The following is a 16,211-nucleotide window of genomic DNA, read 5'->3' as shown; positions in this document are numbered from 1 at the left end:
TGCGCCGGCCGTTATGCGAATAGTGATACCAGTACAGCAGAATCGATCCCAGCGATGCCATCAGGCGGTCGGCGATATCCTTCGCGCCCGCGACGTTGTGATCGTCCTTCTCGGGCAACAAGGTGCCGAGCACGGAGACGCCGGTACGCATGACGTCCATGGGATGAGCGGAAGCGGGAATCCATTCCAGCGCGGCCTTCAGGTTCGCGGGCAGACCACGCAGCGCCTTGAGCTTCGTCTTGTACGCCTTGAGTTCGGCGGCGTTCGGCAATTTGCCGTGCACGAGCAGATACGCGATCTCCTCGAACTCCGAGGTTCCTGCAATATCCAGAATGTCATAGCCACGATAATGCAGATCGTTGCCCGTCTTGCCGACGGTGCAGAGCGCCGTGTTACCCGCCGTCACGCCCGAAAGCGCGACAGATTTCTTGGGCTTGAACCCGCCGGCGGCGGGTGCTTCTTTCGTCAAGGTATCGCTCATTCGACCCAGTCTCCTGATAGGTAGGTCAAGCTACTTCGTCCTGTGAAAAAAGCGTCTCCGCGCTTTCGGGAATTTCCTGCGCCGACGCTTTCGCGCGCCGCAGCACTGACCAGTAATACCGGTAACTCGCGCGATCGTGCAGCGTGTCCTGATACCGAGTCGGGCCCCACTGCGCGGTCTGCGCGGCGAGCAGGATCTCCGTCGCTGTAGAGATTTCATCGCTGCGCGGCAGGAAGGCATCGACGATCGGCTTGATCTGGTCCGGGTGAATGCTCCACATGCGCGTGTAGCCGAACTCGTTGCGGGCGCGCCGGGCATCGTTTGCGACCACGCTCATGTCGCGCACTTCGGTGCAGACGTTATGCGACGGCACTTTCCCGTGCGCGTGGCAAGCCGCCGCGATCTCGAGCTTCGCGCGCCGCACGAGGGGGTGATCGAACTGGCCGGGAGAGCGCATGGCGGTATCGGGAATTGCGCCGTTATGCGCCGACACAAAATCCATCAATCCAAAACTCAGCGCTTCCACGCCGGGCAGGGCAGCGAGGTCGAACACCTCGGCCAGCGCGCCATGGGTTTCGATCAGCAATTGGCACGGGATGGCGTGCTGGATTCCGAACTCACACCGCGATGCTTCGATAAACGCGACCATCTCCGCGGCATCGAACACGCTGCGGATCTTCGGAAGCGTGATGTAGGCAGGCGCCTTTTTGGCGGCGCGCAGGATGATGCGGACATCGTCACGCCACGCGCGATTTTCGAAGTCGTGTATCCGTACGCCGACGCGGCCGAAGCGATCACCTTCGCTGCCCAGAAACGATGCCACCAGCTCCGCGTGCGTTGCTTCCTGGCCGACCTGGGCACCGTCTTCGCAATCCAGCGTGATATCGAACACCGGGCCGAGTTGCGCCTGCAATGCGAGCGATTTCCGGATCAGCTTCTCACTTCCAGCATAGTGATCGCACGGGGGCATCACAGCAGGGGGCACATCACCTTCAAACAGCACTTCGGCGGGGGTGAGAGCGCGCATCGTCGGCGTCGGGTTTGCTTTAGAGAGGGTGGGAACTGCGGATTCGAATACGTTCGGTTGTGCGCAGAGCTTGCCCAAACGCACTCGAATCAGCCGCGAGCGCCCGCATACAACGGCGCTCGCGTGACTACATCAGCCTGCTTACTTGCCCAGCAGATGCGCAACACCGTCGCGCTCTTCAAGCAATTCGTTCAGCGTGCCAGTCATCTTCTCGCGCGAGAACGCATCGATTTCCAGGCCTTCGACACGCTTGTATTCGCCGTTTTCGCACGTCACCGGCACACCATAGATGATGTCTTCCGGGATTTCGTACGAACCGTCCGACGGAATGCCCATCGTGACCCACTTGCCGTTCGTGCCGAGCACCCAGTCACGCACGTGGTCGATTGCCGCATTGGCAGCCGATGCCGCCGACGACAGTCCACGCGCTTCGATGATCGCGGCGCCGCGCTTGCCGACCGTCGGGATGAAGGTGTTGCGGTTCCATTCGTCGTCGTTGATCAGCTTGGTCAGCGACTCGCCTTCGACCGTGGCGAAGCGGAAATCCGGATACATGGTCGGCGAGTGATTGCCCCACACGGCCAGCTTTTCGATGGCAGCGACCGGCTTGCCCGACTTCGATGCCAGTTGCGACAGCGCACGGTTGTGGTCCAGGCGCAGCATTGCCGTGAAATTCTTCTTCGGCAGGTCCGGCGCCGATTTCATGGCGATGTACGCGTTCGTGTTCGCCGGGTTGCCGACAACCAGCACCTTCACGTCGCGGCTTGCCACGTCGTTGAGCGCCTTGCCTTGCACCGTGAAGATTTCTGCATTGGCGGACAGCAGGTCTTTACGCTCCATGCCCTTCGAACGGGGACGTGCGCCGACCAGCAACGCCACGTCTGCGTCCTTGAACGCGACCTTCGGGTCGTCCGTGACGACCACGCCGGCCAGCAGCGGGAATGCGCAGTCTTCCAGTTCCATGACTACGCCCTTGACGGCGCCTTGCGCCTGCGGCAGGTCGAGCAACTGAAGGATGACCGGCTGGTCCTTGCCAAGCAGATCGCCATTGGCGATGCGGAACAGCAGCGAGTAACCGATTTGACCTGCGGCGCCGGTGACGGCAACGCGCTTTGCGGACTTAGCCATTGAGACACTCCTGAACGGTGCGTGAAACGCTAGGGGAAAACGCCATTTTAGGCGCGTTACGCGAAGCGTTGATGAAGCAAGTGATCCGAACTGCGCGGGCAGCCCTGAAAAGCCAATGGCAACGCGCCTGAAGCGGGATTGTCACTGACCGTCCGTAGCATGCCGGCAATCGCAGCCCGCTCCACATGCTGGAAATCGGGTCTTGCAAGCGGGAGTTTGCGCGGAGTCAAGCTTCTTCGGCGCCACCCACCGCTCCGGGCGTCGCGTTTTCCGTCGGGCGCGGGCGTTGCAAGAGCGGGGCACTGGCAGCGGCCAAGCGAACACGAAAGCCGTTCGGCTTGAAGCGATGAGCGAGAGGCATATTGGCGCGAACCCGGTGCGGATCATGAGAAGTCCATGCGAAACGCGCCTTGCTGGTCAACAGGCCGGATGCACCGGATGACGCGTGCGCCACCCCGCAAACCCTTGCTCGCCAAGGAGTGTAGAATTCGAATGATGCAAAGTCAACCATATCATATGTCTTATATAAGACATAGGAATGACCGGGAAACCGCTGGACGCGGCTCGGGCCTTTATGATGAAATGCGCGGATGAATTCGAATCCAGCGAGCACGACGAACCCTTCCGGCACGCCCGGTGCGACTGACGCCGCGCCCGCTTCGTCGCCGACGTTCAGCCCGCTGTACCAGCAAATCAAGGCCCTCATCACGCAAGGGCTGGAATCGGGCGAATGGAAGCCCGGCGAAATCATCCCCAGCGAAGTCGAGCTTGCCGCCCGTTACAAGGTGAGTCAGGGCACGGTGCGCAAGGCCATCGATGAACTCGCAGCCGACAATCTTCTTGTAAGGCGCCAGGGGAAAGGCACATTTGTTGCGACGCACAACGAAGATCGCGTACAGTTCCGCTTTCTACGGTTGCTGCCTGAAGACGGCGATGTCCACCCCCACGTCAGCCGTTTGCTGGAGTGCCGCCGCGTGCGCGCACCCGCTGAAATTGCCCGCCAGCTCGACTTGAAGCCCTCCGACCCGGTCGTATGCATCAAGCGTTTGCTGCAATTCGACGGCGAAACCACCGTATTCGATGAAATCTGGCTGCCTGGCGCGGTATTCCGCGGCCTGACGGCGGAGCGGCTCGCAGACTACAAAGGCCCGCTTTACGCCATGTTTGAAACCGAGTTCGGTACGCGCATGATCCGGGCATCGGAAAAAATAAGGGCGGTCGGCGCTGACGTCGCGGTCGGGGAATTGCTGGGAGTAAGCGAGGGGTCACCGCTTTTATCTGTTGAGCGTGTGTCCTATACCTACGGCGACCGGCCGGTAGAAGTCCGGCGCGGCTGGTATGTCACGAACGGCTATTACTATCAAAACGATTTGAGTTGAAACAGAACGTGGACGGCTTGATGACGAACCTCGAGGGTCGACATAAAAGCCTTTCTCACGCGATTAGCAATAGCTTCTTGTGAGGCATTTCGCTGCAGCGCGATATGAAAAGGCGCTAAAATCGCGGACTAGTGTGATAACAAAGTTGGGGTCTAGCATGGCTGAAGCTGTAAAAAAACCAAGGCCTGAGTACCGGAACATCGGACTTGCTCAGCTCGCAACCTACCGCTTGCCACTAGCGGGGAAGGTTTCGATTCTGCACCGCATCAGTGGTCTGCTTCTATTCGTAGCGCTACCGTTTCTGCTTTATCTGCTGGACCAAAGCCTGACATCGGAAATCAGTTTCGATGCATTCAAGGGCTTTCTCGCCAATCCTCTCGTCAAGCTCGTCGTGCTCGTGCTGTCGTGGTCCTTCCTGTTCCACTTCTGCGCCGGCATCCGTTTCCTCCTTCTCGATACGCACCGTGCAGTAAGCAAGGAAGGCGGCAAGCAGACGTCCATCGTGGTACTGACGGTGTCGACCCTGCTGACAATCGTCGTTGCGCTTAAACTCTTCGGAGCCTTCTGACAATGGCCGCGAATAACAACAACCGAATCGGTCCCAAGCGCCTTGTAGTGGGCGCGCATTACGGTCTGCGCGACTGGCTCGCGCAGCGCATTACCGCCGTTGTCATGGCTTTGTACACGCTGGTGCTGCTGTTCTGGTTTTTCGGTGCACGCGATTTTTCGTATGACGGCTGGGCGTCGATCTTCGCCATGCAATGGATGAAGCTTGCAACCTTCGTAGCCCTGCTCTCGCTCTTCTATCACGCGTGGGTCGGCATTCGGGACATCTGGATGGACTACGTGAAGCCGGTCGGCTTGCGTCTGCTCCTGCAAGTGGCGACGATCCTCTGGCTGGTCGGTTGTATCGGCTACGCGGCACAGATTCTCTGGAGAGTGTAAAGAATGGCTGCAATTAAAACGTCCCTGCCGCGTCGCCGTTTTGACGTCGTGATCGTGGGTGCAGGTGGTTCCGGCATGCGCGCTTCGCTGCAACTCGCTCGTGCGGGTTTGTCGGTCGCGGTGCTGTCCAAGGTATTCCCCACGCGTTCGCATACCGTGGCCGCGCAAGGCGGGATTGGCGCGTCGCTCGGCAACATGAGCGAAGACAACTGGCATTACCACTTCTACGACACCATCAAGGGCTCCGACTGGCTCGGCGACCAGGATGCGATCGAATTCATGTGCCGCGAAGCCCCTGGCGCTGTCTACGAACTCGAACACATGGGCATGCCGTTCGATCGCAACGCCGACGGCACGATCTACCAGCGTCCGTTCGGCGGCCACACGGCGAACTACGGCGAGAAGCCGGTTCAGCGCGCATGCGCCGCGGCCGACCGTACCGGCCACGCGTTGCTGCACACGCTGTATCAGCAGAACGTCGCGGCCAAGACGCACTTCTTCGTTGAATGGATGGCGCTGGACCTGATCCGCGACGCCGACGGCGACGTGCTCGGCGTGACCGCGCTGGAAATGGAAACGGGCGACGTCCACATCCTCGAAGGCAAGACCACGTTGTTCGCAACGGGCGGCGCGGGCCGGATCTTCGCGGCATCGACCAATGCGTTCATCAATACCGGCGACGGACTCGGCATGGCCGCGCGTTCGGGCATCGCCTTGCAGGACATGGAATTCTGGCAATTCCATCCGACCGGCGTGGCCGGCGCGGGCGTGCTGATCACCGAAGGCGTGCGCGGCGAAGGCGGCATCCTGCGCAACTCGGACGGCGAGCGCTTCATGGAACGCTACGCACCGACTTTGAAGGACCTGGCGCCGCGTGACTTCGTATCGCGTTCGATGGACCAGGAAATCAAGGAAGGCCGCGGCGTGGGTCCGAACAAGGATCACGTGTTGCTTGACCTTTCGCACATCGGCGCCGAGACCATCATGAAGCGTCTCCCGTCGATCCGCGAAATCGCGATGAAGTTCGCGAACGTCGATTGCATCAAGGAACCGATTCCGGTTGTGCCGACCATCCATTACCAGATGGGCGGCATTCCGACGAACATTCACGGCCAGGTGGTCGGAACGCTCAAGGGCGGCTACGAAGAACCGGTCAACGGCTTCTACGCTGTCGGCGAATGCTCGTGTGTGTCGGTGCACGGCGCGAACCGTCTCGGCACGAACTCGCTGCTCGACCTCGTGGTGTTCGGGCGTGCGGCCGGCAACCACATCATCAAGCATGCGAAGGAAATGAAGGAGCACAAGCCCCTTCCGGCCGATGCAGCCGACGCAGCGCTTGAACGCCTCGCCGTGCTGGAAAACTCGTCGTCGGGCGAATACACGCAGGCCATCGCGAACGATATCCGCGCGACCATGCAGGCACACGCTGGTGTGTTCCGCACGTCCGCGCTGCTGGAAGAAGGCGTAGGCAAGATCAAGGAACTGTCCGAGCGCGTGAAGCACGTGCACCTGAAGGACAAGTCGAAGGTCTTCAACACGGCGAAGGTCGAAGCGCTCGAACTCGCGAACCTGATCGAAGTGGCGCGCGCCACCATGATTTCGGCGGAAGCGCGCAAGGAAAGCCGCGGTGCGCATGCGCACAGCAACTTCGAAACGCGCGACGACGACAACTGGATGAAGCACACGCTGTGGTTCAGCGAAGGCGACAAGCTCGACTACAAGCCGGTGCACATGACGCCGCTGACGGTCGAATCGGTGCCGCCCAAAGCGCGGACCTTCTAAGGCAAAGGAATCGAAATGGCAAAGCGTACTTTTGAAATCTACCGCTACGATCCGGACAAGGATGCGGCGCCCCGCATGCAGACGTACGAGATCGAAATCGACTCGCACGAGCGCATGTTGCTGGACGCGCTGCTGAAGCTGAAATCTGTCGATGAAACCCTGTCGTTCCGCCGTTCGTGCCGTGAAGGCGTGTGCGGTTCGGACGCCATGAACATCAACGGCAAGAACGGCCTGGCCTGCCTGCAGAACATGAACGACCTGCCGCAGAAGATCGTGCTGCGTCCGCTGCCGGGTCTGCCGGTCGTGCGTGATCTGATCTGCGACTTCACGCAGTTTTTCAACCAGTATCATTCGATCAAGCCGTACCTGATCAACGACACGCCGCCGCCGGAAAAGGAGCGTCTGCAGACGCCCGAAGAACGCGACGAGCTTGATGGCTTGTACGAGTGCATTCTGTGCGCCAGCTGCTCCACCTCGTGCCCGAGCTTTTGGTGGAACCCGGACAAGTTCGTGGGTCCGGCGGGCTTGCTGCAAGCCTATCGTTTCATTGCGGACAGCCGCGACGAAGCGACGGGTGAACGTCTGGACAACCTGGAAGATCCGTACCGTCTGTTCCGTTGCCACACGATCATGAATTGCGTGGATGTGTGCCCGAAGGGACTGAACCCCACGAAGGCAATCGGCAAGATCAAGGAATTGATGGTGCGCCGCGCTGTCTGATAGGGACTGTGTCATGAATGACTCCGGGCATCAGTCCGACCCTCTACGTCGTGCACGCCTTAGGTGGCGGGCGCGGCGCGGTCTGCTGGAAAACGATCTGATCTTCGAACGTTTTTTCAGCCGATATGAGCATGACCTCAGTGACACGGACGTCGGCGTGCTGACGCAACTGCTGGAACTGAGCGACAACGACCTGATGGACTTGCTGCTGGCACGCAAGGAACCGGATGGCGAACTGGCCTCGCCGGATATGACTCGCGTGCTGGAGATGCTGCGCTCAGCCTGAGCCAGTCACGCGGTTGTGCAATTGTCGTGCGAATTATCGAAAACCTGTTTCCATACTTCGATTGAGGATGTGCTATGACCCCGTCAGATGTTAAAGCCACGCTATCGTTCAGCGACAACTCGCCGAGCGTCGAAATGCCGATTTACAAGGGTACCCTGGGCCCGGACGTAATCGACATCCGCAAGCTGTACGGCCAGACCGGCAAGTTCACCTACGATCCGGGCTTCATGTCGACGGCGGCGTGCAATTCCGCGATCACGTACATTGACGGTGACAAGGGCGAGTTGCTGTATCGCGGATATCCGATCGAGGAACTCGCGGTCAAGGCCGACTTTCTCGAAACCTGCTACGCGCTGTTGCATGGCGACCTGCCGACCGCCGAGCAAAAAGAAGAGTTCGTTGAAACTGTCACGAAGCACACGATGGTTCACGAGCAGATGCACTTCTTCTTCCGCGGTTTCCGTCGCGACGCACACCCGATGGCCGTCCTCGTGGCCGCCGTCGGCGCATTGTCGGCGTTCTATCACGACTCGCTGAACATCAACGATCCGCGTCACCGCGACGTATCGGCTATTCGCATGATCGCGAAGCTGCCGACGCTGGTGGCCATGGCGTACAAGTTCACCATCGGTCAGCCGTTCGTGTATCCGAAGAACGACCTGTCGTACAGCGCGAACTTCATGCACATGATGTTCTCGAACCCGTGCGAAGAGTACAAGGTCAACGACGTGCTCGTGCGCGCGCTGGATCGCATCCTGATCCTGCATGCTGACCATGAGCAGAATGCATCGACATCGACCGTGCGTCTGGCCGGATCGTCGGGTGCGAATCCGTTTGCTTGTATTGCTGCCGGTATTGCTTGTTTGTGGGGCCCGGCGCATGGCGGTGCGAATGAAGCCGCGTTGAACATGCTGGAAGAGATCGGCTCGGTCGACAACATTCCTGAGTTCATCAAGCAGGTCAAGGACAAGAACTCAGGCGTGAAGCTGATGGGCTTCGGGCATCGCGTGTACAAGAACTACGATCCGCGTGCGAAGTTGATGCGTGAAACGTGCCACGAAGTGCTCGAAGAACTGGGTCTGCATGACGACCCGTTGTTCAAGCTCGCAATGGCGCTGGAAAAGATTGCGCTGGAAGACGAATACTTTGTTTCGCGCAAGCTGTATCCGAATGTCGATTTCTACTCGGGTATTGTTCAGCGCGCGCTGGGTATTCCGACCGCGATGTTTACGTGCGTGTTTGCGATGGCGCGTACCGTGGGCTGGATCGCGCAGTGGAACGAAATGATCGCTGATCCGGAACAGAAGATTGGCCGTCCGCGTCAGTTGTTTATCGGCGATACGCCGCGTGAAGCGAAGGCGATTGACAAGCGGTAAGTTGCATAAGCCAGTTGTTTGAACAAAGCCCCAGCGGGCATCCGCTGGGGCTTTTTGCATTTCGGGGCGGTATCGTTACGCTCACCCCGGCTCCCGCTTCGTCTCACCTTAAACACAACTTGCCCGGGCCAAAACTCACTCGAACACGATGTTTATCAACATCCGAATTGTGTAGTAATGCCAAGATATCCGGGCTTACTGACCCCGCGGGTATTACCCGCATCTTGTTTGAGGAGCTTCCAATGTTTCCCGAATTCCGCGACCTGATTTCCACACTCAAAACCGAAGACGCGCATTTCGCCCGGCTGTTCCAGCGTCACAACGAACTGGACCATCAGATCAAGAACATGGAGAACGGGCCGTCGCCGGCGGATGGACGTTCTATCGAAACGCTCAAGAAGGAAAAGTTGCTGCTGAAGGACAAGATCTATGTCGTCTTGAAAAAGGCTGCTACGCCAGCTTGAGCAAGGAGTGCCCCGCACGACCTGGACACGCGGGGCACCTGGTTATAAGGAAAATACTTTGACATCACAGCACGACAAATTCGATGCTCGCGACTCAGCCGTAAGAAACGTTGCGCGCGGCGACGTACTGCCGACCAACACGCCGCGCGCCGCGCAGATCGATGAAACAAGCCACGGCATCGATGCAGCCAACGAACACATTGCAAGCACCGTACAGCATGTGCTGTCGACCAGCGCTACGCAGGATCCGGCCGCGCTGATGGAGACCATCAAGAGCTTGATGAGCGGTCTCTCACCCGATGAGGCCGCGACGTTCCGTAGCATCATGCTCGAGGGTGATCCCGCGTTGTGGCAAACACGTGCTTCGCGTCATCCTGACAACGAGTTGGCGCGGAATTGGCGCACGGGAGGGTACCCATATCGGAATCTGATGTCGCGGCGCGGGTATGAGAAGCAGAAGTACGCGCTGCAGGTCGAATTGCTGAAACTGCAGGCGTGGGTGCGGGAGACGGGCGAACGTCTGGTGATCGTATTCGAAGGACGCGATGCAGCGGGGAAGGGCGGCGCCATCAAGCGGTTCATGGAGCACATGAACCCTCGCGGTGCGCGCGTCGTTGCGCTTGAAAAGCCATCGGAATCCGAGCGCGGTCAGTGGTATTTCCAGCGATACGTGCAGCATCTACCGACATCGGGTGAAATCGTTTTGTTCGATCGTTCCTGGTACAACCGCGCCGGCGTAGAGCGCGTGATGGGTTTTTGCTCGGACCAGGAATATAACGATTTCATGCAGCAGGTTCCGGAGTTTGAACGCCAGCTTGTTCGTAGCGGAATCCACGTGGTCAAGTTCTGGTTTTCAGTAAGCCGGGATGAGCAGCGCCGACGGTTCAAAGAGCGCGAGATTCATCCGCTCAAGCAGTGGAAACTGAGCCCGGTCGATCTGGCATCGCTGGATAAATGGGACGAATACACCGCAGCGAAAGAAGCGATGTTCGCGCAAACAGATACGGCCGATTGCCCTTGGGCGGTGGTTTTATCGGATTGCAAGAAACGGGCGCGGCTTAATGCAATGCGCCATGTGTTGCATAAACTGCCGTACACGAACCGCGATATGCGGGCAATCGGGACGGTTGATCCGTTGATCGTGGGGCGGGCGTTGTAAATAACTGGCAGTGCAAGGTAAGCGGGCGAAAGCGCAGATAGCGTTATCGCCCTTTTTCATTGGCGGCTGATTATTCATATCCGCCTGCGCAGCGTCGAAGGGTTCCATGCAGCCCGGTATTCCCCATACAGGTAGCACAACTACCACCCTAACCCCATGTTTTATATCGGTTTTTTCCCGAGTGGCAGCGCAATGCGCCGATCTGCGTGGCATAATCATCAAACCAAAAAACATACCCCGCAGTTACAACCGGCAAAAAGACCATGGCCCAGACGCTCTACGACAAGTTGTGGAATTCACATGTGATCCACACCGAGGACGACGGCACGTCCATCCTTTACATCGATCGTCATTTGTTGCATGAAGTGACGAGCCCGCAAGCGTTCGAAGGCCTGAAGCTGGCCGAGCGGCCGGTCTGGCGCATCAGCGCGAACCTGGCTGTGTCGGACCACAACGTGCCCACGACCGACCGTTCGCACGGCATCGCGGATCCGATCTCGAAGCTGCAAGTCGATACGCTCGATGACAATTGCGACGCCTACGGCATCACGCAGTTCAAGATGAACGACCTGCGGCAGGGCATCGTGCATATCATCGGGCCGGAACAAGGTGCGACGCTCCCGGGCATGACCATCGTTTGCGGCGATTCGCACACGTCCACGCACGGCGCGTTCGGCGCGCTGGCGCACGGCATTGGCACGTCGGAAGTCGAGCACGTCCTCGCCACGCAAACGCTGCTGCAAAAGAAAAGCAAGAACATGCTCGTCAAGGTCGAAGGTCCGCTGCCGCGCGGCTGTACGGCGAAGGACATCGTGCTGGCGATCATCGGCAAGATCGGGACGGCCGGCGGCAATGGTTATGCCATCGAATTCGGCGGCTCGACCATCCGTTCGCTTTCAATGGAAGGCCGCATGACGGTCTGCAACATGGCCATCGAAGCGGGCGCGCGGGCTGGCATGGTCGCGGTCGATGAAACCACCATCAACTACCTCAAAGACCGGCCTTTCTCACCGCAAGGCGTGGAATTCGAGCAAGCCGCCACCTATTGGCGCGGTTTTACCTCCGACGCCGACGCAAAATTCGACCGCGTAGTGGAATTGAACGCCGCCGAAATCGTGCCGCAGGTGACGTGGGGTACATCGCCGGAAATGGTGGTGTCCATCGACGGCCGGGTGCCCGATCCCGAACGCGAGAAGGATCCGGTCAAGCGTGACGCCATCGAACGCGCGTTGAAGTACATGGCGCTCGAACCGAACACGCCGATGCAATCCATCAAGCCGGACAAGATTTTTATCGGCTCGTGCACGAACGCGCGGATCGAGGACTTGCGTGCAGCCGCGTATGTAGTGAAGACGCTTGGCCGCCGCGTGGCATCGAATATCCGTTTGGCGATGGTCGTGCCGGGCTCCGGTCTCGTAAAGGCGCAAGCCGAGCGCGAAGGACTGGACAAGGTGTTTACCGATGCCGGCTTCCAGTGGCGTGAACCCGGTTGCTCGATGTGCCTCGCCATGAACGCCGACCGGCTGGATCCGGGCGAGCGTTGCGCGTCGACATCGAATCGCAATTTCGAAGGGCGTCAAGGCGCGGGCGGACGCACGCATCTGGTGAGCCCGGCGATGGCGGCGGCAGCGGCCATCGAAGGTCATTTCGTCGATATCCGCGAGCTTGCATGAAACGCGTTGCAACTTTACTGGTGTTGATCGGCGTCGCCCTCGGCGCAGCGGGCTGCAACACGGTCCACGGCTTCGGCGAGGACGTGCGCGCCACCGGCAACGCAATCAGCAACGCGGCCAAATAAACCCAACCGGTTACGGATCATGGAAAAATTCACTGTACATAGCGGGCTCGTGGCGCCGCTGGATCGCGCGAATGTCGACACGGACGCGATCATCCCCAAGCAGTTTCTCAAGTCGATCAAGCGCACGGGCTTTGGCCCCAACGCGTTCGATGAATGGCGTTATCTCGATGTCGGCGAACCCGGCCAGGACAATTCGAAGCGCCCGCTGAATCCCGATTTCGTGCTGAACCAGGCGCGCTACAAGGGCGCGTCGATCTTGCTGGCGCGCGAAAATTTCGGCTGCGGCAGTTCGCGCGAACACGCGCCGTGGGCGCTGGACCAGTACGGCTTTCGCGCGATCATCGCGCCGAGTTTTGCAGATATCTTCTTCAATAACTGCTTCAAGAACGGTCTGCTGCCGATCGTGCTGACGGACAGCCAGGTCGACAAGCTGTTCAACGAAACCTACGCGTTCAACGGCTTCACGCTCACAGTGGACCTCGAGCGCCAGGTCGTGCTGGCGGGCAACGGCACGGAATATCCGTTCGAAGTGCCGGGTTTCCGCAAGTTCTGCCTGCTGAACGGTTTTGACGATATCGCCCTCACGCTGCGTCACGCCGACAAGATCAAGCAATTCGAAAACGAACGCCTCGTGAAGCAGCCGTGGCTGAATAACCGCCTCGTGCGCTAAAAACGAACCAACAAAGACAAGGAAACACCATGAAGATTGCAGTGCTGCCCGGCGATGGCATCGGTCCGGAGATCATCAAGGAAGCCGTCAAGGTCCTGAACGCGCTCGGCGAGAAGTTCGAGATCGAAGAGGCGCCGGTCGGCGGCGCGGGTTACGAGGCGAGCGGTCATCCGCTGCCGGACGCGACGCTCGCGCTGGCGAAGGCATCGGATGCAATCCTGTTCGGCGCCGTGGGCGACTGGAAATACGATTCGCTCGAGCGCGCGCTGCGTCCCGAGCAAGCTATTCTCGGTCTGCGCAAGCATCTGCAATTGTTCGCAAACTTCCGTCCGGCTATCTGCTATCCGGAGCTGACGGCAGCTTCGTCGCTGAAACCGGAGATAGTGGCCGGACTGGATATCCTGATCATCCGCGAACTGAATGGCGATATCTATTTCGGCCAGCCGCGCGGCGTGCGTTCGTCGCCGGATGGCTTGTTCGAAGGCGCGAAGGAAGGTTTCGACACGATGCGTTATTCGGAGCCGGAAGTGCGCCGCATCGCACACGTGGCGTTTCAGGCCGCGCAAAAGCGGGCGAAGAAGCTGACGAGCGTCGATAAAGCCAACGTGCTCGAAACGTCGCAATTGTGGCGTGACGTGATGATCGATGTATCGAAGGAATATGCGGACGTCGAGCTGTCGCACATGTACGTGGACAACGCGGCCATGCAACTGGTGAAGGCGCCGAAAGCGTTCGACGTGGTCGTGACCGGCAACATGTTCGGCGACATTCTCTCGGACGAAGCGGCCATGTTGACGGGATCTATCGGCATGTTGCCCTCGGCTTCGCTCGATAAAAACAACAAGGGCTTGTACGAGCCGTCGCATGGATCGGCTCCGGATATCTCCGGCAAGGGCGTGGCAAATCCGCTCGCGACCATCCTGTCCGCCGCGATGATGCTGCGTTATTCGCTCGGCAAGACGGAGCAGGCGGACCGCATTGAAACGGCCGTGAAGAAGGTGCTGGCACAAGGTTTCCGCACGGGCGATATCGCCACGCAGGACGGTCGCACGGTCGGCACGAAGGAAATGGGCGACGCGGTTCTCGCAGCCCTTTAAGCTTCTTCGGCACCGCAACTCGCTTTTCCGTTGGATGCATCAGCGAAAAATTCCCGCGGAAAAGCGTTTCGCGATCGACGCATTATCAAGATACCGTCGATCGCGACATTTCATCTCGATTCGTCGCTGTTGACGCACGAAACACGTCGAAACAGCGCGTTTTGTTCCCTGCGGGAGACGAATATGCGGGTTATCGTGTAGACTCTTTTGTCATGGCGAAGATCTCCAAAATCTCTCAGGACTCGATTTCATGCGGCGGCATTGAAGGCGCCCGCACGAATCGTCTCGCCATTACGCGTTTGAGCACCGTCACGTGCCTCAAACGCATTACGAAAACCATTTCCCTCAAAACGATCACGTTCCGCTGATCGCCTGTCGTGTCCGCCCATCTTCCCCGCGCGGTCACGCCGGCGGAGGGTCTGGCTGAAGCGGGGGAGTGTCCACAATAAAGGTTAGTCATGAACGTAGGTCTCGTTGGTTGGCGCGGCATGGTCGGCAGCGTCCTGATGCAGCGCATGCAGCAGGAAGGCGATTTCGACCTGATCGAACCGGTGTTTTTCAGCACCAGCAATGCGGGCGGCAATGCGCCGTCGTTCGCGAAAAACGAGACGAAACTCAAAGATGCGACGAGTATTGACGACCTGAAAAAGTGCGACGCGATCATTACGTGCCAGGGCGGCGATTACACGAACGACGTATATCCGAAGTTGCGCGCCGCCGGCTGGAAGGGTTACTGGATCGATGCGGCTTCGTCGCTGCGCATGAAGGACGACGCGGTCATCATTCTCGATCCGGTGAACCTGAACGTCATCAAGGATTCGCTGGTGAAGGGCGGCCGGAATTTTATCGGCGGGAATTGCACGGTCAGCCTGATGCTGATGGCGCTCGGCGGCTTGTTCAATCACAAGCTGGTCGAATGGACGACCGCCATGACGTATCAGGCGGCTTCCGGCGCGGGCGCGCAGAACATGCGCGAACTGCTGCAGCAAATGGGCGTGCTGTACGGCGCGGCCAAGGAGGATCTGGCGGATCCGTCGTCGGCCATTCTGGATATCGACAAGCGCGTGCAGGCGGCCATGTCTAGCGAACGCATGCCGGTCGATAACTTCGGCGTGCCGCTCGCCGGCTCGTTGATTCCCTGGATCGACAAAGACCTCGGCAACGGCATGTCGAAGGAAGAATGGAAGGGTGGCGCGGAAACCAACAAGATTCTCGGGCTTCCCGCCATGGGCGAACGAGGTTCGGTTCCGGTCGACGGCTTGTGCGTGCGCATCGGCGCAATGCGTTGTCACTCGCAGGCGCTGACCATCAAGCTCACGAAGGACGTGCCGCTGGATGAAGTGCACGGCATCCTGGCATCGGCGAATGACTGGGTGAAGGTCGTTCCGAACGAACGCGAAGCATCGATGCGCGATCTGTCTCCGGCGGTCGTCACGGGTTCGCTGACGGTGCCGGTCGGACGTCTGCGCAAGCTGGCGATGGGCGGCGAATATCTGTCGGCGTTCACGGTTGGCGACCAGTTGTTGTGGGGCGCGGCCGAACCGCTGCGCCGGATGCTTCGCATCCTGCTGGACAAGTAAAGTAAACTACGCGCCACGACGCGCGGCAGTTTGATTAAAGCGTCGCGCTTGCGCGGCGCTTTTTCGTTGTGCGGCGGGTTTATCGCGGTTCCTGGTTCCTGTTTCCCGTTTTCGTTTCTGTCCACTCGCCTGGAGTTTCAATGATCGTTCGTCCGAGTCGGCCATTTCATTCGCAGCCCCGCCACTTCACTCCCCCCAGAGCGGTGAATACTGGATCATCGATTACCGCATCTACGATCCGGACGGCGACGGCAAGTCCAAGCTCGATCACGTGCGCGACATGCTGACCAATGCGGTTCATCACAAGGGCCTGCCGTTT

At 59.3% G+C, this 16,211-nt stretch carries 17 protein-coding genes and 1 pseudogene; 15 read left to right on the top strand and 3 right to left on the bottom strand.

The window, feature by feature from the left end; translation table 11 throughout:
- From ACRXB1_RS13535 to ACRXB1_RS13525, 3 genes are all read right to left on the bottom strand, one after another.
- Positions 1–481, bottom strand: a 481-nt coding sequence (locus ACRXB1_RS13535) for a citrate/2-methylcitrate synthase (RefSeq protein WP_449492272.1), incomplete at its 3' end; no start/stop codon positions are given.
- Positions 482–506: 25 nt separating this feature from the next.
- A complete protein-coding gene (locus tag ACRXB1_RS13530) occupies positions 507–1,508 on the bottom strand; it encodes an HpcH/HpaI aldolase/citrate lyase family protein (protein ID WP_449492271.1) in 1,002 nt (333 codons plus the stop codon).
- Positions 1,509–1,649: 141 nt separating this feature from the next.
- A complete protein-coding gene (locus ACRXB1_RS13525; RefSeq protein ID WP_056362837.1) occupies positions 1,650–2,636 on the bottom strand; it encodes a malate dehydrogenase in 987 nt (328 codons plus the stop codon).
- Between the two features lie 590 nt (positions 2,637–3,226).
- Here ACRXB1_RS13525 and ACRXB1_RS13520 point away from each other — a divergent pair.
- The 15 genes and pseudogenes from ACRXB1_RS13520 to ACRXB1_RS13450 form a co-directional block, all read left to right on the top strand.
- Positions 3,227–4,015, top strand: coding sequence for a GntR family transcriptional regulator (locus ACRXB1_RS13520; protein WP_062002454.1), 789 nt, complete (start codon positions 3,227–3,229; stop codon positions 4,013–4,015).
- Between the two features lie 157 nt (positions 4,016–4,172).
- Positions 4,173–4,583 (top strand): succinate dehydrogenase, cytochrome b556 subunit, encoded by a 411-nt coding sequence (gene sdhC, locus ACRXB1_RS13515; protein WP_060818444.1) that lies wholly within the window; start codon positions 4,173–4,175, stop codon positions 4,581–4,583.
- Between the two features lie 2 nt (positions 4,584–4,585).
- Positions 4,586–4,960 carry a succinate dehydrogenase, hydrophobic membrane anchor protein gene (gene sdhD, locus ACRXB1_RS13510; protein ID WP_062002455.1) on the top strand — a complete coding sequence of 125 codons (375 nt, stop codon included), beginning with the start codon at positions 4,586–4,588 and terminating at the stop codon, positions 4,958–4,960.
- A gap of 3 nt (positions 4,961–4,963) precedes the next feature.
- Positions 4,964–6,742 carry a succinate dehydrogenase flavoprotein subunit gene (sdhA, locus tag ACRXB1_RS13505; protein WP_062002456.1) on the top strand — a complete coding sequence of 593 codons (1,779 nt, stop codon included), beginning with the start codon at positions 4,964–4,966 and terminating at the stop codon, positions 6,740–6,742.
- Between the two features lie 15 nt (positions 6,743–6,757).
- The gene (locus ACRXB1_RS13500) at positions 6,758–7,462 is read left to right on the top strand and encodes a succinate dehydrogenase iron-sulfur subunit (protein WP_031362534.1); all 705 of its coding nucleotides are present in this window, start codon (positions 6,758–6,760) and stop codon (positions 7,460–7,462) included.
- A 13-nt stretch (positions 7,463–7,475) separates the two neighbouring features.
- On the top strand, positions 7,476–7,748 hold the full coding sequence (locus tag ACRXB1_RS13495) for an FAD assembly factor SdhE (RefSeq protein ID WP_056362818.1): 273 nt from the start codon (positions 7,476–7,478) through the stop codon (positions 7,746–7,748).
- A gap of 74 nt (positions 7,749–7,822) precedes the next feature.
- Entirely contained in the window at positions 7,823–9,124 is a 1,302-nt protein-coding gene (gene gltA, locus ACRXB1_RS13490) for a citrate synthase (protein ID WP_062172062.1), read from the top strand.
- Between the two features lie 242 nt (positions 9,125–9,366).
- Positions 9,367–9,588: a YdcH family protein gene (locus tag ACRXB1_RS13485; protein WP_174363904.1), complete on the top strand. Its 222-nt coding sequence runs from the start codon at positions 9,367–9,369 to the stop codon at positions 9,586–9,588.
- Between the two features lie 58 nt (positions 9,589–9,646).
- Positions 9,647–10,747: a polyphosphate kinase 2 gene (ppk2, locus tag ACRXB1_RS13480; RefSeq protein WP_449492270.1), complete on the top strand. Its 1,101-nt coding sequence runs from the start codon at positions 9,647–9,649 to the stop codon at positions 10,745–10,747.
- Between the two features lie 263 nt (positions 10,748–11,010).
- On the top strand, positions 11,011–12,420 hold the full coding sequence (gene leuC / locus ACRXB1_RS13475; protein WP_062172068.1) for a 3-isopropylmalate dehydratase large subunit: 1,410 nt from the start codon (positions 11,011–11,013) through the stop codon (positions 12,418–12,420).
- Positions 12,417–12,545 carry an entericidin A/B family lipoprotein gene (locus ACRXB1_RS13470; protein WP_062002461.1) on the top strand — a complete coding sequence of 43 codons (129 nt, stop codon included), beginning with the start codon at positions 12,417–12,419 and terminating at the stop codon, positions 12,543–12,545. Before leuC ends, ACRXB1_RS13470 begins: the two co-directional genes overlap by 4 nt.
- Before the next feature lie 19 nt (positions 12,546–12,564).
- Positions 12,565–13,215 carry a 3-isopropylmalate dehydratase small subunit gene (gene leuD, locus ACRXB1_RS13465; protein WP_062002462.1) on the top strand — a complete coding sequence of 217 codons (651 nt, stop codon included), beginning with the start codon at positions 12,565–12,567 and terminating at the stop codon, positions 13,213–13,215.
- Positions 13,216–13,244: 29 nt separating this feature from the next.
- A complete protein-coding gene (gene leuB, locus ACRXB1_RS13460) occupies positions 13,245–14,312 on the top strand; it encodes a 3-isopropylmalate dehydrogenase (protein WP_449492269.1) in 1,068 nt (355 codons plus the stop codon).
- Positions 14,313–14,770: 458 nt separating this feature from the next.
- Positions 14,771–15,892, top strand: coding sequence for an aspartate-semialdehyde dehydrogenase (asd, locus tag ACRXB1_RS13455; protein ID WP_449492268.1), 1,122 nt, complete (start codon positions 14,771–14,773; stop codon positions 15,890–15,892).
- Positions 15,893–16,100: 208 nt separating this feature from the next.
- A pseudogene (locus ACRXB1_RS13450) lies at positions 16,101–16,211 on the top strand (IS701 family transposase); the annotation flags it as partial.

The sequence above is a fragment of the Caballeronia sp. M23-90 genome (assembly GCF_053574605.1).
The sequence above is the reverse complement of the archived record's forward strand: the minus strand, read 5'-3'. Positions and strand labels throughout refer to the sequence as shown.